Raw genomic sequence first — 23,014 nt, forward strand, 5'->3', positions numbered from 1 at the left:
TAACAAGTTAATGGAGCATCATCGTGAAACTGCGCAAAATCCTGAAAAGCATGTGGGCCAATTACTGCCGCACGTTCAAAGACGTGCCGCCAGGCGCCATGTTCTGATTAAAAAAACCTGCTTCGGCGGGTTTTTTTGTACCTGCAGGCGACGAAGGGAAGATGTCAGGGGGTGTGTTTTGCTACTATGGCGGCCTTTAAATAAGGAGAAAACCCATGTCACAAAACCTGAGCGCCGATCAGGAACTGGTCTCTGACGTTGTCGCCTGTCAGCTGGTTATCAAACAAATCCTTGATGTTCTGGACGTGATTGCGCCGGTTGAAGTGCGCGAGAAGATGTCTACGCAGCTGAAAAACATCGATTTCGCCAGCCATCCTGCTGCCGCTGACCCGGTTACGCTTCGTGCGATCCAGAAAGCCATCGCGCTGATTGAGCTGCGATTCACGCCGCAGGGTGAGTCCCACTAAAGCAGGGGTAGGGGCGACGGCACGTGTCGCCCTTTGAAGCGGTTAAAAGAACGTCTGGACCAGCAGGTAGCTCGCCGCGCACGCGCAGCTTACCCCAATCAGCCCTGGCAGAATAAAGCTGTGGTTGATGATAAATTTGCCGATGCGGGTGGTGCCTGAACGGTCAAAGCCGATGCAGGCCAAATCACTGGGATAGGTCGGCAGGACAAAATAGCCGTAGGACGCCGGGAAAAAGCCGATCAGCATTTTCGGGTCGATGCCGAGCATGAGGCCCATAGGCGCAACGGCCGTCAGCGCAGCCGCCTGGCTGTTCACCAGTTTTGATACCAGAAACAGCACAATGGCATACGTCCACGGGTGGCTCTTCACCACGCCTTCCAGCGCCAGCTTTAACTCGTCGAGATGCGCCTGGAAAAAGGTATCGCTCATCCACGCCACGCCGAACACCGAGAAGATCGCGACCATACCGGCCTTAAACACCGCGCCGTTGGAAATGGCCGACGCATTGACCTTACAGGCCATCAGCATCACGGCGCCCGCAATTAACATCATCATCTGAATGACAAGGTTCATCGACAGCGCCGTCATTTTGCCTTTCACTTCAAAAGCGGGGCGCAGTTCCGGGAATGCCCCCAGCAAAACGACCACGGCAATACCGGCAAAGAAAATCCACGTGGACCAGTAGGCCTGTTTAGGGAAACGCTGATTCATTAACGTCTCGGTCCCGCCGTAGATAAACTCGCGCTGCTTAGGATCTTTCAGCTTTTCCTGAAACTCTATGTCGTCAGCCAAATCTTTCCCACGGCGTAAACTCCACAGGGCAGCAATGGCTACGCCGAAGAGCGAAGCGGGAACCGACACGGCGAGAATTTCCAGGATCCCCCACGCGTGGCCGATCCCATGCTGGGCCGCCAGGATAGACACCAGCGACACAACGGCAACGGAAACGGGGGAAGCCGTGATCGCCATCTGTGACGCGACCGATGCCACGGCCATGGGGCGCTCGGGGCGGATCCCTTTTTTCAGGGCGATATCCGCAATGATGGGGAACATGGTGTAGACCACATGGCCGGTGCCGCACAGAAAGGTCAGCATCCAGGTGGTGAAAGGGGCGAGCAGGGTGATGTGCTGCGGGTGTTTGCGCAGCAGACGTTCGGCAAACTGCATCATGACGTTGAGGCCGCCCGCAGTCTGCAGCGTAGCCGCACAGCCAATCACCGCAAGGATGGTCAGCATAACGTCAACCGGCGGTTTACCCGGTTGCAGACCAAAGACAAAACATAAAATAAAAAGACCAATACCGCTGATTAACCCAAGCCCCATACCGCCGAAACGCGTACCCGTCAGCAGGCAGAGGAGAATGACAACAAACTCAATGGTGATCATGATGCTCCCTCGTCAATGATTATGTAACTAAATAAATCATCACACGTTGTGTGGTTAATCATTGGGAGCCAGATCTGATTTGTTAAATTTCAGCAAAAGCAGAAGGTTGGAGATGGGAGGGGGGCCTGCTCCCTGGGACGGAAGCAGGCCAAAAATTCAGTGGTGCTGCACCGCCACAATGTCGAGCAGATGACGGTCGGTTTGCTCAGGACATAAACCCGCCTGCTGCGCATTATGGATCTCATCCGCCAGCGTCTTCAGCAGCATTCCATCCTGCTGCTGCTCTTTGTCCATATCGCGTAAGAATTTGAGCGTCGTAATATCCTGCTGCGCTTTGGCTTCATCGGCAAGTTTGCTGAGCGTGCTGCAGCGTTGCTCGTACTCTTCAAGCGTTTTCTGAAACAGTTCTTCCAGGCAGGAGTAGTTTTCGTTGATCCCATCAAGGGCTTTAACGACAGGATTTGCCCCTGCGGCTTTCAGAAAGTTAAAGACACGCATCATGTGAGTGACGTTACTTTGCGCCTGAGAGCGAAAGAATGTGGCAGACCCCGTAAGACTATTCTCGGCACACCACGCGCTTAAGTGAAGGTGCAGATTCGAGGCGTAGAACTCAAGGTTCATCTGCGCGTTAAGTTTTTGCATCATCGTTTGGGTAGCCATACTCATATCCTTATTGACTGTGGGACGTGATGTCCGTTGCGTAACCTGAGCGCCAGGCAAATACGAAGAGAAGAGCAGAAATAGACATTCTGCCGTGACCGAAGTCGACCGAAATTCACTTCCTGTGTTCGATATAAATAAGCATACCCTTGTATTGGGTCTAAGAAAACTCTTAATCAGACTATATTTACCATACATTACAAAGTTTAATATAGTACAGAAATACAATTAGCTCGCCATGAATTGAATGTGACTTAATGGCCTAATAATTAACGGTTTTTATCTTGAGGGCACACTGTTACTCTTTCGAAAATATTAAGTTGGAATATTACTCCGGGAAAAGGAAAAATACGGATTAATCATTTCGAATATATGATGTGTCAATAAAATTGCGCTAAATCAAATTCTGCGGAATAACGTTTTTTCAGGTGCGTTGTACATTCGTGATGAAAAACATGTTGAACCCCTTAACGCCAGGTGCCGTTTTGTCCGCTGAGAGGCATCAGGGATATCTTGGCTAATCTTATGGATAATTCTGCTTAACCCTCTTCTATTTGTCTGACAAATCCTGCCTTTTTTATGTCATTTTTCGCTGAATTTATGTACGCAATTACTGTAATTCTGCGGTGTGATGGGGCTCTCTTATGGATGATTAATTTCCCGCTAAAACTATCACCAGCAATAACGCTTATGACGAGGTAAGCGCTAATGCCTTGTTTTAAGTCCGATTAAATAAGAAGCACGCACTTATTCCCTACAGAAAAGATTGCTAAAGCTGGAGTTTACCATGCACAAATTTACTAAAGCGCTGGCGGCCATCGGTCTGGCTGCCGTTATGTCACAATCCGCTATCGCTGAGAATTTAAAACTCGGTTTTTTGGTAAAACAGCCCGAAGAGCCCTGGTTCCAGACTGAGTGGAAATTCGCAGATAAAGCCGGGAAAGATTTAGGTTTTGAAGTCATTAAAATCGCCGTGCCTGACGGCGAAAAAACCCTGAACGCCATCGATAGCCTGGCGGCCAGCGGTGCAAAAGGTTTCGTTATCTGTACTCCGGATCCAAAGCTGGGGTCGGCAATCGCGGCGAAAGCGCGCGGTTACGATATGAAGGTCATCGCGGTTGACGATCAGTTCGTTAACGCCAAAGGCAAGCCGATGGACACCGTCCCGCTGGTCATGATGGCGGCGACCAAAATCGGCGAACGCCAGGGCCAGGAACTCTATAAAGAGATGCAAAAGCGCGGCTGGGATGTCAAAGAGACCGCGGTAATGGCTATCACCGCTGACGAGCTGGACACCGCCCGTCGTCGTACTACCGGCTCAATGGATGCGCTGAAAGCGGCTGGCTTCCCGGAAAAACAGATCTATAAAGTCCCAACCAAATCCAACGATATCCCGGGCGCTTTCGACGCCGCGAACTCTATGCTGGTCCAGCATCCGGAGGTCAAACACTGGCTGGTGGTCGGCATGAACGACAACACCGTGCTGGGCGGGGTGCGCGCGACGGAAGGCCAGGGCTTCAAAGCGCCTGACGTTATCGGGATTGGCATCAACGGCGTTGACGCCGTCAGCGAGCTGTCCAAAGCGCAGGCTACCGGCTTCTACGGTTCTCTTCTGCCGAGCCCGGACGTTCACGGCTACAAATCCAGTGAGATGCTCTACAACTGGGTAACCAAAGGGGCCGAACCGCCGAAATTTACCGAAGTGACCGACGTGGTGCTGATTACCCGCGACAACTTCAAAGAGGAGCTGGCGAAAAAAGGGCTGGGCGGTAAGTAATACGCTGTGATTGTGCCCCTCATGCATCGTGAGGGGCCAGACGTACACACTACAGGAATCACGGAGACGTTATGCGACAGTCTGATCCGTATCTCTCTTTTCGCGGCATCGGGAAAACTTTCCCCGGTGTTAACGCGCTGACCGATATCAGCTTCGACTGCTATGCCGGCCAGGTTCACGCCCTGATGGGGGAAAACGGCGCGGGGAAATCCACGCTGTTGAAGATCCTCAGCGGCAACTACGCGCCTACGACCGGCACGCTGGCCATTCGCGGCGAAGAGGTGGCGTTTGCCGATACCACGGCGGCGCTCAATGCCGGGGTGGCGATCATCTATCAGGAGCTGCACCTCATTCCTGAGATGACCGTGGCGGAAAACATCTATTTAGGACAGCTCCCGCACAAAGGCGGCGTGGTAAATCGTTCGCTACTTAATTATGAAGCGGGGCTGCAGCTTAAACACCTGGGTCTGGATGTCGATCCCCAGACGCCGCTGAAATATCTCTCCATCGGCCAGTGGCAGATGGTTGAAATTGCCAAGGCGCTGGCGCGTAACGCCAGAATTATCGCCTTCGATGAGCCCACCAGTTCGCTCTCTGCGCGTGAAATTGAAAATCTGTTCCGCGTGATCCGCGAATTGCGTCAGGAAGGCCGTACGATTTTGTATGTCTCGCACCGCATGGAAGAGATATTTGCCCTGAGCGACGCCATCACCGTCTTTAAAGACGGGCGCTATGTGCGCACCTTTACCGACATGCAGCAGGTTAACCATGACCAGCTTGTTCAGGCGATGGTTGGACGCGAGCTGGGTGATATTTATCACTGGCAGCCGCGTCAGTACGGCCCTGAACGTCTGCGTCTGGACAGCGTCAAAGCGCCGGGCGTGCGCACGCCGATTTCGTTATCCGTTCGCAGCGGCGAAATTGTCGGCCTGTTTGGTCTGGTGGGGGCGGGGCGCAGTGAATTAATGAAAGGCCTGTTCGGCGGTACCCGTATTACCGATGGGCAAGTTTCTATTGATGGTGAACGGGTCGATATCCAGAAACCGGCCCACGCGATCAGGGCGGGCATGATGCTCTGCCCGGAAGACCGTAAAGCTGAGGGGATTATTCCGGTGCATTCGGTACGCGACAACATCAATATTTCCGCTCGCCGCAAGTTTATTCGCGCAGGCTGCCTGATAAACGATGGCTGGGAGTCGAGCAACGCCGACCACCATATTCGCTCGCTGAATATTAAAACGCCGGGTCCGGAACAGCTGATCATGAATCTGTCAGGCGGAAACCAGCAGAAGGCGATTTTAGGCCGCTGGCTGTCGGAAGATATGAAGGTCATTTTGCTGGATGAGCCGACGCGCGGTATCGATGTGGGGGCAAAACACGAGATTTATAACGTGATCTATGAGCTGGCAAAACGCGGCGTGGCGGTGCTCTTCGCCTCTAGCGATCTGCCGGAGGTGCTTGGCGTGGCCGACCGCATTGTGGTGATGCGTGAAGGCGAAATTGCCGGTGAATTGCTTCATGAACAGGCGAATGAACAACAGGCGTTGAACCTCGCCATGCCTAAAGTCAGCCAGGCTGTCGCCTGAGTAAGGAGTTAATGATGTCCTCTGTTACTACATCCGGAGCGCCGAAGTCGAAGTCGGCGCTGAGTTTTGGACGTATCTGGGATCAGTACGGCATGCTGGTGGTCTTTGCCGCACTGTTCCTCGCCTGCGCGATCTTTGTTCCTAACTTTGCCACCTTCATTAATATGAAGGGGCTGGGGCTGGCCATTTCCATGTCCGGGATGGTGGCCTGCGGGATGCTGTTCTGCCTGGCCTCCGGCGATTTTGACCTGTCGGTGGCGTCGGTGATTGCCTGTGCGGGCGTCACGACGGCAGTGGTGATCAACATGACGGAGAGCCTGTGGATTGGCGTTCTCGCCGGTCTGCTACTCGGCGTCATCAGCGGTCTGGTGAACGGTTTTGTTATTGCACGCCTGAAGATTAACGCCCTGATCACCACGCTTGCGACGATGCAAATTGTCCGCGGGCTGGCCTATATCATCTCCGACGGTAAAGCGGTGGGGATTGAAGACGAGCGCTTCTTTACCCTGGGTTACGCCAACTGGCTGGGGCTGCCTGCGCCAATCTGGCTGACCGTGGCCTGCCTGATCCTGTTCGGCTTCCTGCTCAACCGGACCACCTTTGGCCGCAATACCCTGGCGATTGGCGGTAACGAAGAGGCCGCCCGTCTGGCCGGGGTACCGGTGGTGCGAACCAAGATTATTATCTTCGTGCTCTCAGGGCTGGTTTCTGCCGCCGCGGGGATTATCCTGGCTTCGCGTATGACCAGCGGCCAGCCGATGACCTCTATTGGCTACGAGCTGATCGTCATTTCGGCCTGCGTTTTAGGGGGCGTTTCCCTCAAGGGCGGCATCGGAAAAATCTCATATGTGGTGGCCGGTATCCTGATTTTAGGCACGGTGGAGAACGCCATGAACCTGCTGAACATTTCGCCGTTCTCGCAGTACGTGGTTCGTGGTCTGATCCTGCTGGCAGCGGTGATTTTCGACCGTTACAAGCAAAAAGCGAAGCGTACCCTGTAACCCTTTTTTCCGTCTTTTATTGCTCAACTTATAACCATAGTTGACCCCTTAACCGCCCCGCCAGTTTTACTGGCGGGGCGGTTGTCAAATGGCGAGCGACGTCACACTGTCTATACTTACATGGCTATGAAAGAGGTAAAGGCGTTTACCTCTCGTAAACCGTAAGGAGGAAAAGGGTGGCTGACATGTTAACCGCACCGCCTGTACTGCCCGGACACTATGCTTTCTTTTTCGATCTCGACGGCACGCTCGCCGGGATAAAACCGCACCCTGACCAGGTGTCTATTCCGGATGCGGTGTTACAGGATTTGCATCAGCTCTCGCTCATGAACGAGGGAGCACTGGCATTGATATCAGGGCGCTCAATGGCCGAGCTGGATACGCTCGCCAGTCCTTACCACTTTCCGCTGGCTGGTGTACACGGAGCGGAGCGCCGCGACATCCATGATCACACGCATATCGTTTCACTCCCTGACGCACTCACGCAAACGCTCCAGAAGCAGCTTTCTGCTGCGCTGGAAGCGCTGCCTGGCACCGAGCTGGAAGCCAAAGGCATGGCCTTTGCCCTGCATTATCGTCAGGCGCCGCAGCATGAGGAGGCCGTGCTTGCGCTGGCTCAAACGGTTGCGGATGCCCATCCACAGCTGGCGTTGCAGCCCGGCAAATGCGTCGTGGAGTTAAAACCGAAAGGGATTAATAAAGGCGCGGCCATCGCCGCGTTTATGGCGTCGCCGCCTTTCAAAGGGCGAACGCCCGTTTTCATTGGGGATGACCTGACCGACGAGGCCGGGTTTCGCGTGGTGAATCAGGCCGGAGGGATCGCCGTCAAGGTGGGGCCTGGTGACACGGTTGCCGAATGGCGACTGGCGGATGTCGCCAGCGTCTGGCAGTGGATATCTGACATCGCTAACCAGCAACAACAACAAATAGCGCAAAGCAAAGGGGGAAACCATTATGGGTCGCTTAGTCGTCGTCTCTAACCGAATCGCACCGCCGGATGATAAAAAAGCCAGCGCGGGTGGCCTGGCGGTAGGGGTGTTAGGTGCCTTAAAAGCCGCTGGCGGGCTGTGGTTTGGCTGGAGTGGAGAAATTAGTGAAGAGGAGAAACCGCTCAACAAGGTGACGCGCGGAAACATTACGTGGGCTTCATTTGCATTGAAAGAGAAAGACTATGACGAGTATTACTCGCAGTTCTCAAATGCCGTCCTGTGGCCTGCGTTCCACTATCGTCTTGACCTGGTCAAATTCCAGCGTGAATCCTTCGAAGGCTACTCGCGCGTAAATGCGCTGCTGGCGGATAAACTGCTGCCATTAATAGAGGAAGACGATATTTTATGGATCCACGATTATCACCTGTTGCCCTTCGCGAGAGAGCTGCGAAAGAGGGGGGTGAATAATCGGATTGGCTTCTTCCTGCACATTCCTTTCCCGACGCCGGAAATTTTTACCGCGCTGCCGCCGCATGAAGAGCTGCTGGAGGCGCTGTGTGATTACGATTTGCTGGGCTTCCAGACCGAAAATGACCGCCTCGCGTTCCTTGACTCCGTGTCTGGCAAAGCGCGTCTGGTAACCAAAGGCGGGAAAACCCATACGGCGTGGGGGAAAACCTTCCACACTGAGGTCTATCCAATAGGGATTGAACCTGACGAAATCGCGGAGCAGGCTTCCGGGCCGCTGCCGCCGAAGCTGGCGCAGCTTAAGAATGAACTCAAGCACGTGAAAAATATCTTCTCGGTTGAGCGTCTTGATTATTCCAAAGGGCTGCCGGAACGCTTCCTGGCATATGAAACGCTGCTGGATAAATACCCGCAGCATCACGGGAAAATTCGCTATACCCAGATTGCGCCGACGTCGCGCGGTGAGGTTCAGGCCTATCAGGATATTCGTCATCAGCTGGAGACAGAAGCAGGCCGCATTAATGGCCGCTACGGCCAGCTGGGCTGGACGCCGCTGTTTTACCTGAATCAGCATTTTGACCGTAAGATCCTGATGAAGGTCTTCCGCTATGCGGACGTTGGGCTGGTCACGCCGCTGCGCGACGGGATGAACCTGGTGGCGAAAGAGTATGTGGCGGCCCAGGAACCTGCCGACCCGGGTGTTCTGGTGCTTTCCCAGTTTGCCGGAGCCGCAAATGAGCTCACGTCGGCGCTCATCGTTAACCCTTATGACAGGGATGACGTGGCGAACGCGCTGAATCGCGCCCTGACAATGCCGCTCACGGAACGTATTTCCCGCCATGCTGACATGATGGAGACAATCCGAAAGAACGATATTAACCACTGGCAGGCGCGTTTTATTCAGGATCTCCGGGATATCGCTCCGCAAAGCCATGAAGGCGATCTGCAAAAAAAGATCGCGACCTTCCCTAAACTCGCCTGATTTACTGCTGGGGGGCTAATGCCCCCCAAGCGGCACTAACAGCACATCGACCTGGCTCGACGCGACAATAGATTTCGCCGCGCAGGCTGCCCGCGATAAAAAGCTGTGGTTATGGTTCCCGCAAATCACTAAATCTATATTTTGTCTGCGACACATATCGAGAATATGGGCGTTAAGTTCCCCGGTCGCAATAACAGTTTCATAAACAGGATATTGTGCCTTTTCCACTAATTCGCGCAGAAATTGCTGCGTTTCTTCCTGCAGAACCTCGCGAATATCCTCCAGCATGGGTGCGGCCAGCTGATTATACATTTCCGGCTCAGCGGCGAGCGTGATGAGGCTGATGCGGGCATTGTGGGGTCTGGCAATGGAAACTGCCCGGGCGACGAGCTGATGGCTTTCGGGGGAAACTGCTACGGAAACAAGAAGATGGGAGTAACTCATGGCGCACTCCTTTGATGTCTGAAAGACAGCGTTTAACCACCTTTACCGCGAAATCTCCGGTTCTGCAAGAGTAGATTACGACATTAGTGTGAAGCTTATCATAATTATTCATTAATTATTCTTATAAGAAGAATAACTGAAAAACGCGCCTAAATGAAAAAAATTAACAACTTAACGTAAATCACACAAATTCACGCCTTGACTGTTAAATCGTTTTGACCCGTTACAAACTCATTTCGAATGATCACGTCCTGAAACATCTTTTTTGTGCTACCTGCATAACTATATGTTTTTTCACGGTAAGAAAAATGTTTCCAGGAGAGGGGCCTGATGTAAATGTTTCCGCGCGGCGCTTACGGCATGAAAAGCACGTTGCATGCCAGTTTGGATCACCCTTCTGCATGAGTATTCGTCAATTAAGAATACAAAACAGTACTGATTGGCTAAATTTTGAACAAATTACAAGTCATACTGATGGATTTATGGGTCATATTCACTTAAATTGTGTGACGTGGATCACATTTTTTTTAAATTTGAGGGTGGCTGGATTGTATGTGTCAAAACTGACGAGTAGAGTTTGCGTCGAATTAGGAAAAATCTTAGTTATTTGTAAGAAATGATAAATCATGTAAGAGACGCATTCGCGGTTTCTCTCTTACGGTTTCAGTGAATACAAACCTAAATTCAACTATGCATTTAGCCTTTTCTTTTTTATACCGGGTGATTTCCCGGCGACATCACGGGGTGCGGTCTTTCCGCATAAAAATAATAGTTGGTTATTCGGGATGGGAACAATGCATACATCCGAGTTGCTAAAACATATCTATGACATCAATTTGTCGTATTTACTGCTCGCGCAGCGTTTGATTAGTCAGGACAAGGCGTCCGCGATGTTTCGTCTGGGTATTAACGAAGAAATGGCAACCATGCTGGGCGGCTTAACCCTCCCGCAGATGGTTAAACTGGCTGAAACGAATCAACTGGTTTGCCAGTTCCGTTTCGATGATTCACAGACAATAACGCGTCTGACGCAGGAATCCCGTGTGGACGATCTTCAACAGATCCATACCGGTATTCTTCTTTCCACTCGCTTGCTTAACGAAATCAGCCAGCCTGATGACGTAGCCCGTAAGAAAAGGGCCTAGCAATGAGCGAGAAAAGCATTGTTCAGGAAGCGCGTGACATACAGTTGGCCATGGAGCTGATTACACTGGGTGCTCGTTTACAAATGCTGGAAAGCGAGACTCAGCTGAGCCGTGGTCGTCTCATCAAACTGTACAAAGAGTTACGTGGTAGTCCCCCGCCGAAAGGCATGCTGCCGTTTTCTACCGACTGGTTTATGACGTGGGAGCAGAATATTCATGCTTCCATGTTCTGTAATGCCTGGCAGTATCTTCTCAAAACCGGTTTGTGTAGCGGCGTTGACGCCGTGATCAAAGCGTACAAACTTTACCTTGAACAATGCCCACAGCAGGAAGAAGGCCCTCTGCTGGCGCTGACCCGCGCATGGACGCTGGTGCGTTTTGTTGAGAGCGGAATGCTTGAACTGTCGCGCTGCAACTGCTGCGACGGCAATTTTATTACCCATGCTCATCAACCTGCAGGCAGCTTCGCCTGTAGTTTATGTCAGCCTCCATCCCGCGCAGTAAAAAGACGTAAACTTTCCCGGGATGCTGCCGATATTATTCCACAACTGCTGGATGAACAGATCGAACAAGCTGTTTAACCCGAACGTGTGGGAAAGATTCCAGCAGCGGTAAGCAATTACCGCTGCTTTTTTTTACCCCGCAAACGGTAAACGCTGCGAGCTGGACGTCCTTGCCATAGTCACTAGCGGAAGGATGATGTCGTGCTTATCTTATTAGGTTACCTGGTAGTTCTCGGTACAGTTTTCGGCGGTTACATGATGACCGGCGGGCACCTTGGAGCACTCTATCAACCGGCTGAACTTATTATCATCGGCGGTGCAGGGGTAGGGGCTTTTATCGTTGGTAACAACGGTAAATCGATCAAGGGCACGCTGAAAGCGATTCCGTTGCTGTTCCGTCGCTCGAAATACACCAAAAGCATGTATATGGATCTGCTGGCACTGCTCTATCGCCTGATGGCGAAGTCGCGTCAGCAGGGCATGTTCTCGCTTGAACGGGATATTGAAAACCCGAAAGAGAGCGAAATTTTTGCCAGCTATCCGCGAATTCTTGCTGATGCCATGATGCTGGATTTCATCGTCGACTATCTGCGACTCATCATCAGCGGCAACATGAACACCTTCGAAATCGAAGCGCTGATGGACGAAGAGATCGAAACCCACGAAAGCGAATCTGAAGTGCCGGCCAACAGCCTGGCGCTGGTCGGCGACTCGCTTCCGGCATTCGGTATCGTTGCCGCGGTAATGGGCGTGGTTCACGCCCTGGCCTCGGCAGACCGTCCGGCAGCCGAGCTGGGCGCGCTGATTGCCCATGCGATGGTGGGGACTTTCCTCGGTATTTTGCTGGCGTACGGCTTCATCTCTCCGCTGGCGAGCGTTCTGCGCCAGAAGAGCGCGGAAACCACCAAAATGATGCAGTGCGTGAAGATCACGCTGCTCTCTAACCTCAACGGTTACGCGCCACCGATCGCGGTTGAGTTTGGCCGTAAAACGCTTTACTCCAGCGAGCGTCCGTCGTTTATCGAGCTTGAAGAACACGTGCGTGCGGTGAAAAACCCAAACCAACAGACGACAACTGAGGACGCATGAAAAACCAGTCCCATCCGATCGTCATCGTAAAAAAACGCAAGCACAAGGGCGGCGGGCATGGCGCACACGGCTCGTGGAAAATTGCGTACGCCGACTTTATGACCGCAATGATGGCGTTCTTTCTGGTGATGTGGCTGATCTCCATCTCCAGCCCAAAAGAACTGATCCAGATTGCCGAATATTTCCGTACGCCGCTGGCAACGGCGGTGGCCGGTGGGCCGCGTATCTCTAACAGCGAAAGCCCGATCCCGGGCGGCGGCGATGATTACACCCAGCAGAAGGGTGAGGTGAAAAAAGAGCCGAACATCGACGAGCTGAAAAGAAAGATGGAGCAGGCGCGTCTGAAGAAACTGCGGGGCGATCTCGATCAGCTGATTGAAGCGGATCCGAAGCTGCGCGCGCTGCGCCCGCATCTGAAGATCGACCTGGTGCAGGAAGGGCTGCGTATTCAGATTATCGACAGCCAGAACCGCCCAATGTTTAAAACCGGGAGTGCGGAAGTCGAACCGTACATGCGCGATATTCTGCGTGCCATTGCACCGGTGCTGAACGGCATTCCTAACCGAATCAGCCTGTCAGGACACACGGATGATTTCCCGTACGCCAGTGGGGAGAAGGGATACAGCAACTGGGAGCTTTCTGCCGATCGTGCCAACGCCTCGCGTCGCGAGCTGGTGGTAGGTGGGCTTGATGATGGCAAGGTACTGCGCGTAGTCGGCATGGCCGCAACCATGCGCGTTTTCGACCGCGGGCCGGATGATGCCATCAACCGTCGTATCAGTCTTTTAGTGCTGAACCAGCAGGCGGAGCAGGCCATCCTGCATGAAAACGCCGAAAGTCAGAATGAGTCACTGGACGATTTAAAACAGCCTGGGGCCGTTCCTTCGGCTGCCGTTCCAACATCGCCACCAGCCAATCCGAGGTGATAGCGTGAGCATGGATATTAGCGATTTTTACCAGACATTCTTTGATGAAGCCGACGAATTGTTGGCCGATATGGAGCAACACTTGCTCGATTTGGTGCCCGAAGCACCGGACTCCGAGCAGCTCAATGCCATCTTCCGTGCGGCGCACTCTATTAAAGGCGGAGCCGGAACGTTTGGATTTACCATCCTGCAGGAAACGACCCATTTAATGGAAAACCTGCTTGATGAAGCACGACGCGGTGAGATGCAGCTCAATACCGACATTATCAACCTGTTTTTGGAAACCAAAGATATTATGCAGGAACAGCTCGACGCCTATAAAAGTTCGGCAGAGCCTGATGCCGCCAGCTTTGAATACATCTGCAATGCGCTGCGCCAGCTCGCCCTGGAAGCAAAAGGTGAAGTCGCTGCAGCCGTTGTCCCTGCGGCGAAACTGAGCGTTGTCGATGCGGTTGCTGCCGACGAGGCCGCGCCAGCCGCTGCACAAGCGGGCAAACTGCGCGTTGTGCTGTCACGCCTTAAAGAGAGTGAAGTTAACCTGCTGGAAGAAGAGCTGGGTAACCTGGCGAAGTTAAGCAACGTGGTAAAAGGCAAAGACAGCCTTGCCGCGACGCTTGATGACGGTATTGGCCAGGACGATATCGTGGCGGTACTGTGCTTTGTGATTGAAGCTGACCAGATCGCCTTCGAAACCGAAACGGCCGCGGTTGACGTCCCTGCCGCTGCGGAAGAGGTGGCCGCTGTCGCTCAGGCCGCCGCACCGGCTGTGGCTCCTGCGGCTCCGGCGCTGAAGGCCGTGCCAAAAGAGGCCGCGGCACCTGGCCGTGGTGAAAAGCCTGCCGCGCGCTCCAGCGAGTCAACCAGTATTCGCGTTGCCGTTGAGAAGGTCGACCAGCTGATTAACCTGGTTGGCGAACTGGTGATCACCCAGTCGATGCTGGCCCAGCGTTCTAACGAACTGGACCCGGTCACGCACGGCGATCTGATCACCAGCATGGGCCAGCTGCAGCGTAACGCCCGCGACCTGCAGGAATCGGTCATGTCCATCCGTATGATGCCGATGGAATATGTCTTCAGCCGCTTCCCGCGTCTGGTTCGCGACCTTGCCAGCAAGCTGAATAAACAGATTGAACTAACCCTGATGGGCAGCTCAACCGAACTGGATAAGAGCCTGATCGAGCGCATTATCGACCCGTTAACGCACCTGGTGCGTAACAGCCTCGACCACGGTATCGAACTGCCGGAAAACCGCATTGCCGCCGGAAAATCCCCGGTCGGTAACCTGATCCTCTCTGCTGAACACCAGGGCGGGAACATCTGCATCGAAGTGACCGACGACGGCGCGGGTCTTAACCGCGAGCGCATCCTTGCAAAAGCGATTTCGCAGGGGATGGCGGTCAATGAAAACATGACCGACGAAGAAGTGGGCATGCTCATCTTCGCGCCGGGCTTCTCTACCGCAGAGCAGGTGACCGACGTGTCCGGACGCGGCGTAGGCATGGACGTGGTGAAACGTAACATCCAGGAGATGGGCGGCCACGTTGAGATCCAGTCTAAACAGGGTTCTGGCACCACCATTCGCATCCTGCTGCCGCTGACGCTGGCGATCCTCGACGGCATGTCTGTCAAAGTGGCGGACGAAGTCTTTATCCTGCCGCTGAACGCCGTGATGGAATCCCTGCAGCCGCGTGAAGAAGATCTGCATCCGCTGGCGGGCGGCGAGCGCGTGCTCGAAGTGCGCGGTGAGTACCTGCCGCTGGTGGAGCTGTGGAAAGTGTTCGAAGTGGACGGGGCGAAGACAGAGGCCACGCAGGGCATCGTTGTGATCCTGCAAAGCGCGGGCCGCCGCTACGCGCTGCTGGTCGATCAGCTGATTGGTCAGCACCAGGTGGTAGTGAAGAACCTCGAAAGTAACTACCGCAAAGTGCCGGGTATTTCTGCCGCCACCATTCTGGGTGATGGTAGCGTGGCGCTGATCGTCGATGTGTCGGCGCTTCAGGGATTAAATCGTGAACAACGTGTGGCGTACACAGCCGCCTGATTAAGTAGAAGGTAATAACATGACCGGTATGAGTAATGTAACGAAACTGGCGGGCGAGCCATCAGGGCAGGAATTCCTGGTATTCACTTTAGGCGATGAGGAGTACGGCATCGATATCCTGAAAGTGCAGGAAATCCGTGGTTACGACCAGGTTACCCGCATCGCTAACACGCCTGCTTTTATTAAAGGTGTCACCAACCTGCGTGGCGTCATTGTGCCAATCGTGGACCTGCGCGTGAAGTTCAGCCAGGGCGACGTTGACTACGACGACAACACCGTGGTGATCGTTCTGAATCTGGGGCAGCGCGTGGTAGGTATCGTGGTGGACGGCGTATCTGATGTGCTTTCCCTGACCTCTGACCAAATTCGTCCTGCGCCGGAGTTTGCGGTCACGCTGTCGACCGAATACCTGACCGGCCTGGGCGCGCTCGGCGAGCGTATGCTGATTCTGGTGAACATTGAGAAGCTGCTGAACAGCGATGAGATGGCGCTGCTGGATATCGCCGCGAGTCACGTAGCGTAGGTAAATGCAAAACGGCAACCCAGGTTGCCGTTTTTTGTGTTTGCTTCCTCACCCTGTGGGAGAGGGCAGGGGTGAGGGCATCAGGCCTCACCCTTTTTTTCACCTTACGCTTCCTGCTTTACCAGCTCAGCTTCAGCTTCCGCTTCCCGTGCGCCTTCATTCTGCGACAGCATCGCGGTCGCAATACCATTCCCCAGCACGTTAATTGCGGAACGGCCCATGTCCAGGAAGTGGTCGATCCCCATCAGCAGCAGAATACCCGCCACCGGAATATTAAAGCTCGGAATGGTTGCTGCCAGCACCACCAGTGAAGAACGCGGTACGCCGGCAATCCCTTTCGACGCCAGCATCAGGGTCAGCATCAGCACCGTCACTTCAGAGAAGCTCAGGTGAATGTTGTACGCCTGAGCGATAAACATCGAGGCGAAAGAGCAGTACACCATCGAACCCACCAGGTTGAACGAGTAGCCAATCGGCAGAACGAAAGAGGCGATGTTGCGCGAGCAGCCGAAGCGCTCCAGCTGTTCCAGCGTTTTCGGGTAGGCGGCTTCAGAGCTGCTGGTGGTAAAGGCCACCAGGACCGGATCTTTCAGCATGCTGACCAGGCGAAACACCTCTTTTTTCAGCACCATGTAACCCACGGCCAGCAGCACCATGCAGGTAAGAAGAATGGCAACATAGTAGCCGCCAATAAAGGAGGCGTAGTTCAGCAGAATGCCCAGACCCTGCGTGGCAATGACGGATGAAATCGCCGCGAAAATGGCCAGCGGAGCAACGTACATCACGTAACCCGTTACCTTCAGCATGATATGGGAAACCACATCCAGCGCGGCCACCAGCGGCGCGTTGAATTTCTGCCCCAGCGACGCGCCGCCGATGCCGAAGAACATTGAGAACACCACAATCTGCAGGATCTCATTGTTCGACATCGCCCCCGCGATACTGGTCGGAATGGTGTGTGACAGGAACGCTTTCAGCGTCATGCCGCCAACGGCCAGGCCGGTATCCACCGCTTCTGTCGGAACCGTCAGGTTCAGACCGCTTCCCGGATGCTCCAGCGTGACGATGAACAGGCCAACCAGAATAGAGAGCACGGATGAGCTGATAAACCACACCATCGCTTTGCCGCCAACGCGGCCAATAGTGGAGGTTTCGCCCAGCTTCATAATGCCGACGGTGAGCGTGCTGAAGACCAAGGGTGCAATGACCATTTTGATCAGACGGAGGAAAATATCGGTCAGAAGGGTAATATTATCCGACCAGGCTTTGATGGCATCCGCAGATGCGTACTCATGAATTGCTGCCCCTGAAAGAATACCCGCCAGCATGAATATCACGATGAAGAGTGTGAGTTTGTTTGCACTTGCCACGAAAAAAGACCCTCTATGCGCTTCAGATGTAGCCCGCGTCGATACATATAAATTTTTTATTACGATGCGGGAAATTATTCGGCACATAAATTGACGCAAAGTGTAGGGGGATACAACTCCTTTTTAATTTTTATTAATTTTGTTTCTAATGCGCTGACGATATATTGTGATCGTCGTCACACTTTAATGGATATATTCTCCCCGAATAGAATAAAATCGCTGCCTGAATTAATTTAACTTTCTGTTATTTATAAGAAAATTGAGTCAATAAGACATATGCCTTATGCGTTAACGGGCTGGTGGTCGAAGCGATATCCATAAACTAAATTCTCAATAACCCCCTCAGAGGAACGTTAAGCGGGGCTAACATCTTGAACGACAAAAATAAAATGTGGCAAGGGAACGGAGACGTCTTCTGGAGGGTGGTAAATGAAAAGAAAACTTCTTTTGATCTGCGCAGGCACCTTACTGGCTGCGACAACGGCCCATCAGGCGCTGGCCGTCACCAGCAGCGGCACCATCGGTGCAACGCTGACGCTGACAAACGGGTGTCTGATAAACGGCTCGCCCGCGCAGAGTGGTATTAACTTCGGCACGCTCGATTTCGGTACCCATCCGGCAACCTTTTCCACGCTTACGACGCAGCTGAGCGGCGCCAGCGGCGGAAACACCTTCACCATTCAATGTACGACCGCCAGCTATACGGTCGCGATCACCGGTAATACCCACTCCACCGCGCCCGGCTCGGTTGTCGGTTCGCCGGGCACGCCTGAACGCTATCTGGTGAATACGGCCAACGCGGCACAGGGCGTGGCTTACAGCCTGTACAGCGACAGCGGGTTTAACACCGTGATTGCCAATAACGCCGCGCTGCCGATCGCGTCTACGGCCGGAGGGGTGGACAGTTACACCCTCTACGGACGGATTACCGGCGGCGGTAACAGCGTGACGGTCGTTCCGGGAACCTACACCGACACGATTAACGTCAGCGTCACCTACTAGTCCCGAACCGCCATGAAGGCATCTCTCACAGGTCTGCGCAAACGCGCAGAGGGACGCGTGCAGCCTTTTTTCGCGCTGATCGTCGGATTGCTCACGATGCCCACGGCGGATGCGGTGACATCCCAGTCGTTTAAGGTCAGCGCGACGATTGTCCCGGGATGCGCGGTGGCCACCGGTAGCGGAGGGCTTCTCGGTACGCTGGATTTTGGCAGCCATAACGGCGTCGAGAGCGCGCCGGTGAGCACCAGCTTTGTGCCAAACGGGGCGTTGTCTATTGCCTGTACGCCAGGCGTGGCGCTGAGCATGAGCATTAATGGCGGTCAAAATTATTCATCCGTTCGCCGCATGAAGCGCGCGAACGGCGTCGATATGGTGCCATACCGGCTCTACAGCAGCAGCTCGCTGGCCGCGAACAGCGAAATTGGGGTCAACCAGGCGATAGCGGTGACCTATACCAACAGCAATAACATCGCGCTGCCGCTTTTTGGCGTGGCGCTACTGACCGGGTTTAGCCCGGCGGGAACCTATTCCGATCAGCTCACCGTGACCTTGTCATGGTAATAAAGGGAGAGTGTTGATGAAGCCATTTTTTAGACCGGTTTGTCTGGCGGGCGCGTTGGGAATGGCGGTTGCTGGCCAGGCGCAGGCGGCGGCCACCATCCTGCTCTGGCCCATCGATCCCTGGCTTGCTGCAGACGCCAACGCCACGGAACTGTGGATCCAGAACCAGGGAAATAGCGCCACGACGATGCAGGTCCGCATCGTGCGCTGGAAGCAGGAGGACGGACACGAGCGCTATACCGCGCAGCAGGACGTGGTCGCCAGCCCGCCCATCGTCACGATTGGCACAGGCAGCAAGCAGCTTATTCGCCTTATCAAACAGGCTTCGGTTCCCGCTGGGGTCGAACAGGCCTATCGCATTATCGTCGATGAAATTCCCCAGCCAGATGCCAAAGCCGAACCCGCCATCGGCCTGAAATTGCAGATGCGTTACTCCATCCCTCTGTTCGTATATGGACAGGGGATCCCGACCATCAAAGAGGGCGCGCATCACGCGCTGGCGGAGACCCAAAACCTGAGCTGGCGGGTGACGCAGGCGGAGGGAAAGCCTGCGCTGGAGGTCAAAAATCGGGGTGATGTTCACGTCAGGCTGAGCCAGGTGGCGCTGGAGCAGGGCGGTCAGAAACGCACGGTGGCGGAGGGATTGCTGGGTTACGTCCTGCCGGGCAGCACCCGCAGCTGGCCTATACCCGCTGGCATTCGTCAGCCAGAGCGGATGAGCGCGCAGATTAATGCCAGGGACGAACAATGGCAGTCGACGCCCGTCAACTGAAGCCGGCGATGATGATACTGCTATGCGTCAGTTCAGCGACCCTGGCCGGGCCCGGCGACGACAGTTTACCGCCGCCTCCCCAGGCACAGGCGATAAATGATGAAGCGGTTTTCCAGCTGGCCATCGTGGTCAATCACTACGATACCGGCCTGGTCGTGCCCGTGACGCAGCGTAAAGGCGCTTTCTTTATCTCCAGCGCCGATTTGCTGCGCGCGGGGCTGCCCCCGGCGCATGTTCCCACCGGCGAGGTAAATCTCTCCTCGCTTGCTCAGGTTCGGGTGGAGTACGACAGCGCCGCGCAGCGCCTGCTGCTTAACGTTCCCCGCGACTGGGTGACGGCCCGCGTGACGCCTTTCAGCGCGCAAGCGGCGCAGGCCAAACCGCACTACGGGCGCGGGGCGCTGCTGAATTACGATCTCTACACCAACCACACGGAACATATCGGCGGTCAGGCGTCGATCTGGCATGAGTTCCGCTACTTCAACGAGAACGGCTCGTTTTCCTCGACCGGTTACGCGCGGGAAAATTTCACCGGTAACGACGGCCAGCAGGAAGGGTATGTCCGCTATGACACGACCCTGCTGTTCACTAACGAAGATGACGCGATGAGCTGGAGCGCCGGGGACGTGATCAGCGATGCCCTGAGCTGGAGCTCCAGCGTGCGGATGGGGGGGATAAGCGTCGGGCGGGATTTCTCCCTGCGTCCTGACCTGGTGACATGGCCGCTGCCCGAGTTCGCGGGGGAAGCCGCGGTACCCACTTCGGTCGATCTTTTTATCAACGGCTATCGCTCCGGCTCAACCCAGCTTCAGCCGGGCCCCTTCACCCTGACTAATCTGCCCTATATCAACGGCGCCGGGGATGCGGTGCTGGTCACAACGGATGCGCTGGGGCGCCAGGTAAGCACCACGCTACCGTTTTACGTCACCAGCGACCTGCTCAAACAAGGGCTGAGCGACGGCGCCGTGACGCTCGGCAGCCTGCGGCGTAATTACGGTATCAAGAATTTTGACTACGGTCCGGCAGCCGGCAGCGGCTCGTATCGCTACGGAATGACGGACTGGCTAACCCTCGAGGGCCACGCGGAAGGGGCGCAGGAGCTGGCGCTGGGCGGTGCGGGGACGGTGATAAAACTCGGCCAGTTTGGCGTGGTGAATACCTCTTACTCGCAAAGCCGCATGCGCGGTGATGCGGGCGGGCAAATCAACTGGGGTTACCAGTACAGTACCAGCGAGTTTAGCGTCGCCACCCAGCACACGCGTCGCGACCGCGGCTTTGGCAATCTGGCCCTTTACGATCAGCCGACGGTATATGACGAAAACGATAAGCCCATCGCCAGCTTTAGCCGTAATACGGACCAGTATTCGCTGACCTTCAATCTGGGACGGTACGGCAACATCGGTGCGGCCTGGATCGGCGTGGAGAGTTTTGACAGCCAAAAAACCGAGCTGCTCAATCTCTCCTGGAGCCGAAACCTGTGGGGAGCGAGCAGCATTTACCTGGCCGGCAGCCGGGATCGGCAGCGGGGAGACTGGACGGTCGCGCTGTCGCTGCAGGTGCCGCTGGGGGCGCGCGACAGCGCTGCCGTCACCGTTGAAAACACCCCGGATGCAGGCAGTACCCAGCGCATTAACTACAACCACTCCATGCCTTCTGACGGTGGGTTCAGCTGGAACATGGCCTGGGCCAACCAGTCAAGATCCAGTGATTATCAACAGGGTACGCTGGGCTGGCGCAATAACAACATCGAGCTGCAGGGCGGCGGCTATGGCGAAAGGGATACCATGACCTGGTGGGGCGAGGCGATGGGCGCCGTTGTGCTGATGGACGGCGAGCTGTTCGCGGCGAATAAGATCAACGATGCGTTTGTGGTCATCAGTACCGATGGGCACCCGGACGTGCCCGTCAGCTATGAGAACCAGCCCGTCGGTAAAACCAATAACAACGGCTACCTGCTGGTCAGCGGGGTGTCGGCGTATTACCCGGCAAGCTACCGGATTGATACTTTGAATCTGCCGGCGGATACCCGTCTGAAAGAGACCGAGCGGCGGATCGCGATTCGGCGCCACAGCGGCTATCTGGTCGATTTCCCGATGGAGCAGGAACGGGTGGCCAGCGTTATTCTGCATGACGTGCGCGGGAAGGCGTTGCCGGTGGGAAGCCAGGTTCGACGCACCTCGCGCAGCAATGCGGTGGTGGGGTATGACGGCATCGCCTGGCTGGAAAATCTCAGCGATGTGAACCCGCTGGAGGTGATCGCACCTGACGGGAGGCGCTGTAAGACTACCCTGACCGTGGGGGCCAATCCGGAGCACAAGCTGAAAACCTACGGGCCGCTGGTTTGCCGGGAGGAGCCATGACGCGCCTGCTGCTATTCATCCTGCTGCTGTTCTCCGGCGGCGGCTGGGCGGCGTGTACCGTCAGTACGGTTAATGCGTCGTTTGGCAGCGTCACCTCGTTCGCGCTTAGCGGAACCGGAGAAGTTCAAACCACCGGCACGCTGGTGGTGGCCTGCGATGCCGTACTGAATCTGCTGACCAGCGACTCGGTAACGCTGACCTACACCGCGGCATCGGTTTCGGGCAGCAGCCGGGCCACGATGAAACGCACGGATAATGCGGCCATCACCGACGTGATCCCCACCCGGCTGTGCGGGTTATCGGGATGCGCGAGCAGCAGCGAGGTACAGATAAGTAAATCGTATACCTGGAGCGGGAGTACCCTGCTGGGGTTGCTGGGGTCAAAGCAGTACAACATTCCGCTCTATTTCCGCACCGTCGCCGGGCAAAACGTCACTGCCGGGCCATATCAGGTGCAGTTAACCTTCAGCATTAACTACAGCGTGTGCTCCGTCGGCGCGCTCGGCATTTGCACAATCAATCAGACGGGAACCGCGACAACCACCATCCTGCTGGATATGACCGTCACCAACGACTGCAGCGCCATGACCACGCCAGATGTGAACTTCAACAGCGCGCCGCTGGTGCAAAGTTTCCCCACCGTCTCGCAGGCGATTGCCGTCACCTGTACCAAAGGAAGTTCGTATACCATCGGCATTAATAACGGTGCCAACGCGCTGAACAACGTGCGGCGGATGGTGAGCGGCAGCAACGCCATGAGCTACGACATCTATAAGGAAGCCACCGGTAACCGCTGGGGCGGCAGCGGCAGCGAGCGCTGGTCCAGCGCGGTATCGTCCCAGGTCAGTACCGACGGTTTACTGCGCACCTACAACTACACCGCTAAAGTCCTGACCAATCAGGCCACGCCGCCCGCCGGAACCTACACCGACACGCTGATTGTCGACGTGGCGTTTTAACCCCGCGCTTTTCCCTTTCGCAAATGTAAAGTTCCTGTGGGCTGTGCCGATAACACCGTTAAT

General features: G+C 55.1%; 22 protein-coding genes. 18 read left to right on the forward strand and 4 right to left on the reverse strand.

The genetic code is table 11. The features are described 5' to 3' along the window. The first annotated feature begins 23 nt into the window (after positions 1–23). Together azuC and AC27FC_RS01985 are read left to right on the forward strand one after the other, a co-directional pair. A complete protein-coding gene (gene azuC, locus AC27FC_RS01980) occupies positions 24–107 on the forward strand; it encodes a stress response protein AzuC (RefSeq protein WP_014884364.1) in 84 nt (27 codons plus the stop codon). 108 nt (positions 108–215) lie between these two features. Continuing rightward, a complete protein-coding gene (locus tag AC27FC_RS01985) occupies positions 216–467 on the forward strand; it encodes a DUF2766 family protein (protein WP_008500405.1) in 252 nt (83 codons plus the stop codon). 42 nt (positions 468–509) lie between these two features. Here AC27FC_RS01985 and AC27FC_RS01990 read toward each other — a convergent pair whose 3' ends face one another. Continuing rightward, positions 510–1,853 (reverse strand): anaerobic C4-dicarboxylate transporter, encoded by a 1,344-nt coding sequence (locus AC27FC_RS01990; RefSeq protein ID WP_196354238.1) that lies wholly within the window; start codon positions 1,851–1,853, stop codon positions 510–512. A 156-nt stretch (positions 1,854–2,009) separates the two neighbouring features. After that, a complete protein-coding gene (locus AC27FC_RS01995; protein ID WP_023312270.1) occupies positions 2,010–2,513 on the reverse strand; it encodes a non-heme ferritin-like protein in 504 nt (167 codons plus the stop codon). 787 nt (positions 2,514–3,300) lie between these two features. Here AC27FC_RS01995 and araF point away from each other — a divergent pair. The 5 genes from araF to otsA all read left to right on the forward strand — a co-directional run bounded on the left by araF (position 3,301) and on the right by otsA (position 9,256). Further along, positions 3,301–4,290 carry an arabinose ABC transporter substrate-binding protein AraF gene (gene araF / locus AC27FC_RS02000; protein ID WP_003859687.1) on the forward strand — a complete coding sequence of 330 codons (990 nt, stop codon included), beginning with the start codon at positions 3,301–3,303 and terminating at the stop codon, positions 4,288–4,290. A 71-nt stretch (positions 4,291–4,361) separates the two neighbouring features. Then, positions 4,362–5,876, forward strand: coding sequence for an L-arabinose ABC transporter ATP-binding protein AraG (araG, locus tag AC27FC_RS02005; protein ID WP_029742192.1), 1,515 nt, complete (start codon positions 4,362–4,364; stop codon positions 5,874–5,876). Between the two features lie 14 nt (positions 5,877–5,890). After that, a complete protein-coding gene (gene araH / locus AC27FC_RS02010) occupies positions 5,891–6,877 on the forward strand; it encodes an L-arabinose ABC transporter permease AraH (RefSeq protein WP_029742191.1) in 987 nt (328 codons plus the stop codon). A 176-nt stretch (positions 6,878–7,053) separates the two neighbouring features. After that, positions 7,054–7,857 (forward strand): trehalose-phosphatase, encoded by an 804-nt coding sequence (gene otsB, locus AC27FC_RS02015; RefSeq protein WP_033145880.1) that lies wholly within the window; start codon positions 7,054–7,056, stop codon positions 7,855–7,857. Continuing rightward, positions 7,832–9,256 carry an alpha,alpha-trehalose-phosphate synthase gene (gene otsA, locus AC27FC_RS02020; protein ID WP_196354240.1) on the forward strand — a complete coding sequence of 475 codons (1,425 nt, stop codon included), beginning with the start codon at positions 7,832–7,834 and terminating at the stop codon, positions 9,254–9,256. The genes otsB and otsA overlap by 26 nt, the downstream gene beginning before the upstream one ends. 15 nt (positions 9,257–9,271) lie before the next feature. Here the strand turns inward: otsA and uspC are convergent, their stop codons facing one another. Next, positions 9,272–9,700, reverse strand: coding sequence for a universal stress protein UspC (uspC, locus tag AC27FC_RS02025; RefSeq protein WP_033145878.1), 429 nt, complete (start codon positions 9,698–9,700; stop codon positions 9,272–9,274). Between the two features lie 794 nt (positions 9,701–10,494). On the opposite strand from uspC, the gene flhD reads away from it, so the two are divergent. The 6 genes from flhD to cheW all read left to right on the forward strand — a co-directional run bounded on the left by flhD (position 10,495) and on the right by cheW (position 15,927). Continuing rightward, positions 10,495–10,845 (forward strand): flagellar transcriptional regulator FlhD, encoded by a 351-nt coding sequence (gene flhD / locus AC27FC_RS02030; RefSeq protein ID WP_008500415.1) that lies wholly within the window; start codon positions 10,495–10,497, stop codon positions 10,843–10,845. Positions 10,846–10,847: 2 nt separating this feature from the next. Beyond that, positions 10,848–11,426: a flagellar transcriptional regulator FlhC gene (flhC, locus tag AC27FC_RS02035; RefSeq protein ID WP_013096051.1), complete on the forward strand. Its 579-nt coding sequence runs from the start codon at positions 10,848–10,850 to the stop codon at positions 11,424–11,426. A gap of 123 nt (positions 11,427–11,549) precedes the next feature. Continuing rightward, entirely contained in the window at positions 11,550–12,437 is an 888-nt protein-coding gene (gene motA / locus AC27FC_RS02040; protein WP_008500417.1) for a flagellar motor stator protein MotA, read from the forward strand. Continuing rightward, positions 12,434–13,363, forward strand: a complete 930-nt coding sequence (gene motB, locus AC27FC_RS02045; RefSeq protein WP_487159832.1) for a flagellar motor protein MotB — start codon at positions 12,434–12,436, stop codon at positions 13,361–13,363. The genes motA and motB overlap by 4 nt, the downstream gene beginning before the upstream one ends. A gap of 4 nt (positions 13,364–13,367) precedes the next feature. After that, positions 13,368–15,404, forward strand: coding sequence for a chemotaxis protein CheA (gene cheA / locus AC27FC_RS02050; protein WP_087822798.1), 2,037 nt, complete (start codon positions 13,368–13,370; stop codon positions 15,402–15,404). Between the two features lie 19 nt (positions 15,405–15,423). Then, positions 15,424–15,927, forward strand: a complete 504-nt coding sequence (gene cheW, locus AC27FC_RS02055; protein WP_023312262.1) for a chemotaxis protein CheW — start codon at positions 15,424–15,426, stop codon at positions 15,925–15,927. A 104-nt stretch (positions 15,928–16,031) separates the two neighbouring features. Here the strand turns inward: cheW and AC27FC_RS02060 are convergent, their stop codons facing one another. Further along, the gene (locus AC27FC_RS02060) at positions 16,032–17,297 is read right to left on the reverse strand and encodes a dicarboxylate/amino acid:cation symporter (protein WP_033145875.1); all 1,266 of its coding nucleotides are present in this window, start codon (positions 17,295–17,297) and stop codon (positions 16,032–16,034) included. A 429-nt stretch (positions 17,298–17,726) separates the two neighbouring features. Here AC27FC_RS02060 and AC27FC_RS02065 point away from each other — a divergent pair, with 429 nt between their 5' ends. From AC27FC_RS02065 to AC27FC_RS02085, 5 genes are read left to right on the forward strand one after another with little or no spacing between them, the layout of a single operon-like run. Then, positions 17,727–18,299, forward strand: a complete 573-nt coding sequence (locus AC27FC_RS02065; RefSeq protein ID WP_023312260.1) for a Csu type fimbrial protein — start codon at positions 17,727–17,729, stop codon at positions 18,297–18,299. A 12-nt stretch (positions 18,300–18,311) separates the two neighbouring features. Continuing rightward, a complete protein-coding gene (locus tag AC27FC_RS02070; RefSeq protein ID WP_039263671.1) occupies positions 18,312–18,860 on the forward strand; it encodes a Csu type fimbrial protein in 549 nt (182 codons plus the stop codon). Positions 18,861–18,876: 16 nt separating this feature from the next. Beyond that, positions 18,877–19,632 (forward strand): fimbrial biogenesis chaperone, encoded by a 756-nt coding sequence (locus tag AC27FC_RS02075; RefSeq protein ID WP_196354241.1) that lies wholly within the window; start codon positions 18,877–18,879, stop codon positions 19,630–19,632. Continuing rightward, positions 19,608–21,992: a fimbria/pilus outer membrane usher protein gene (locus AC27FC_RS02080; protein WP_196354242.1), complete on the forward strand. Its 2,385-nt coding sequence runs from the start codon at positions 19,608–19,610 to the stop codon at positions 21,990–21,992. Before AC27FC_RS02075 ends, AC27FC_RS02080 begins: the two co-directional genes overlap by 25 nt. After that, positions 21,989–22,951, forward strand: a complete 963-nt coding sequence (locus AC27FC_RS02085) for a Csu type fimbrial protein (protein ID WP_033145871.1) — start codon at positions 21,989–21,991, stop codon at positions 22,949–22,951. The genes AC27FC_RS02080 and AC27FC_RS02085 overlap by 4 nt, the downstream gene beginning before the upstream one ends. The last annotated feature ends 63 nt before the right edge of the window (positions 22,952–23,014 follow it).

It is taken from the genome of Enterobacter sp. C3_dUdeg (assembly GCF_057536195.1).

What these genes read in the sequence shown, in the direction of transcription:
- araF (WP_003859687.1), top strand. Translation starts at nt 3,301, where the DNA reads ATGCACAAATTTACTAAAGCGCTGGCGGCCATCGGTCTGGCTGCCGTT.
- flhC (WP_013096051.1), top strand. Translation starts at nt 10,848, where the DNA reads ATGAGCGAGAAAAGCATTGTTCAGGAAGCGCGTGACATACAGTTGGCC.
- AC27FC_RS01985 (WP_008500405.1), top strand. Translation starts at nt 216, where the DNA reads ATGTCACAAAACCTGAGCGCCGATCAGGAACTGGTCTCTGACGTTGTC.
- AC27FC_RS01990 (WP_196354238.1), bottom strand. Translation starts at nt 1,853, where the DNA reads ATGATCACCATTGAGTTTGTTGTCATTCTCCTCTGCCTGCTGACGGGT.
- AC27FC_RS02080 (WP_196354242.1), top strand. Translation starts at nt 19,608, where the DNA reads ATGGCAGTCGACGCCCGTCAACTGAAGCCGGCGATGATGATACTGCTA.
- AC27FC_RS01995 (WP_023312270.1), bottom strand. Translation starts at nt 2,513, where the DNA reads ATGGCTACCCAAACGATGATGCAAAAACTTAACGCGCAGATGAACCTT.
- flhD (WP_008500415.1), top strand. Translation starts at nt 10,495, where the DNA reads ATGCATACATCCGAGTTGCTAAAACATATCTATGACATCAATTTGTCG.
- uspC (WP_033145878.1), bottom strand. Translation starts at nt 9,700, where the DNA reads ATGAGTTACTCCCATCTTCTTGTTTCCGTAGCAGTTTCCCCCGAAAGC.
- AC27FC_RS02075 (WP_196354241.1), top strand. Translation starts at nt 18,877, where the DNA reads ATGAAGCCATTTTTTAGACCGGTTTGTCTGGCGGGCGCGTTGGGAATG.
- AC27FC_RS02065 (WP_023312260.1), top strand. Translation starts at nt 17,727, where the DNA reads ATGAAAAGAAAACTTCTTTTGATCTGCGCAGGCACCTTACTGGCTGCG.
- otsA (WP_196354240.1), top strand. Translation starts at nt 7,832, where the DNA reads ATGGGTCGCTTAGTCGTCGTCTCTAACCGAATCGCACCGCCGGATGAT.
- araH (WP_029742191.1), top strand. Translation starts at nt 5,891, where the DNA reads ATGTCCTCTGTTACTACATCCGGAGCGCCGAAGTCGAAGTCGGCGCTG.
- AC27FC_RS02085 (WP_033145871.1), top strand. Translation starts at nt 21,989, where the DNA reads ATGACGCGCCTGCTGCTATTCATCCTGCTGCTGTTCTCCGGCGGCGGC.
- AC27FC_RS02070 (WP_039263671.1), top strand. Translation starts at nt 18,312, where the DNA reads ATGAAGGCATCTCTCACAGGTCTGCGCAAACGCGCAGAGGGACGCGTG.
- araG (WP_029742192.1), top strand. Translation starts at nt 4,362, where the DNA reads ATGCGACAGTCTGATCCGTATCTCTCTTTTCGCGGCATCGGGAAAACT.
- motB (WP_487159832.1), top strand. Translation starts at nt 12,434, where the DNA reads ATGAAAAACCAGTCCCATCCGATCGTCATCGTAAAAAAACGCAAGCAC.
- cheW (WP_023312262.1), top strand. Translation starts at nt 15,424, where the DNA reads ATGACCGGTATGAGTAATGTAACGAAACTGGCGGGCGAGCCATCAGGG.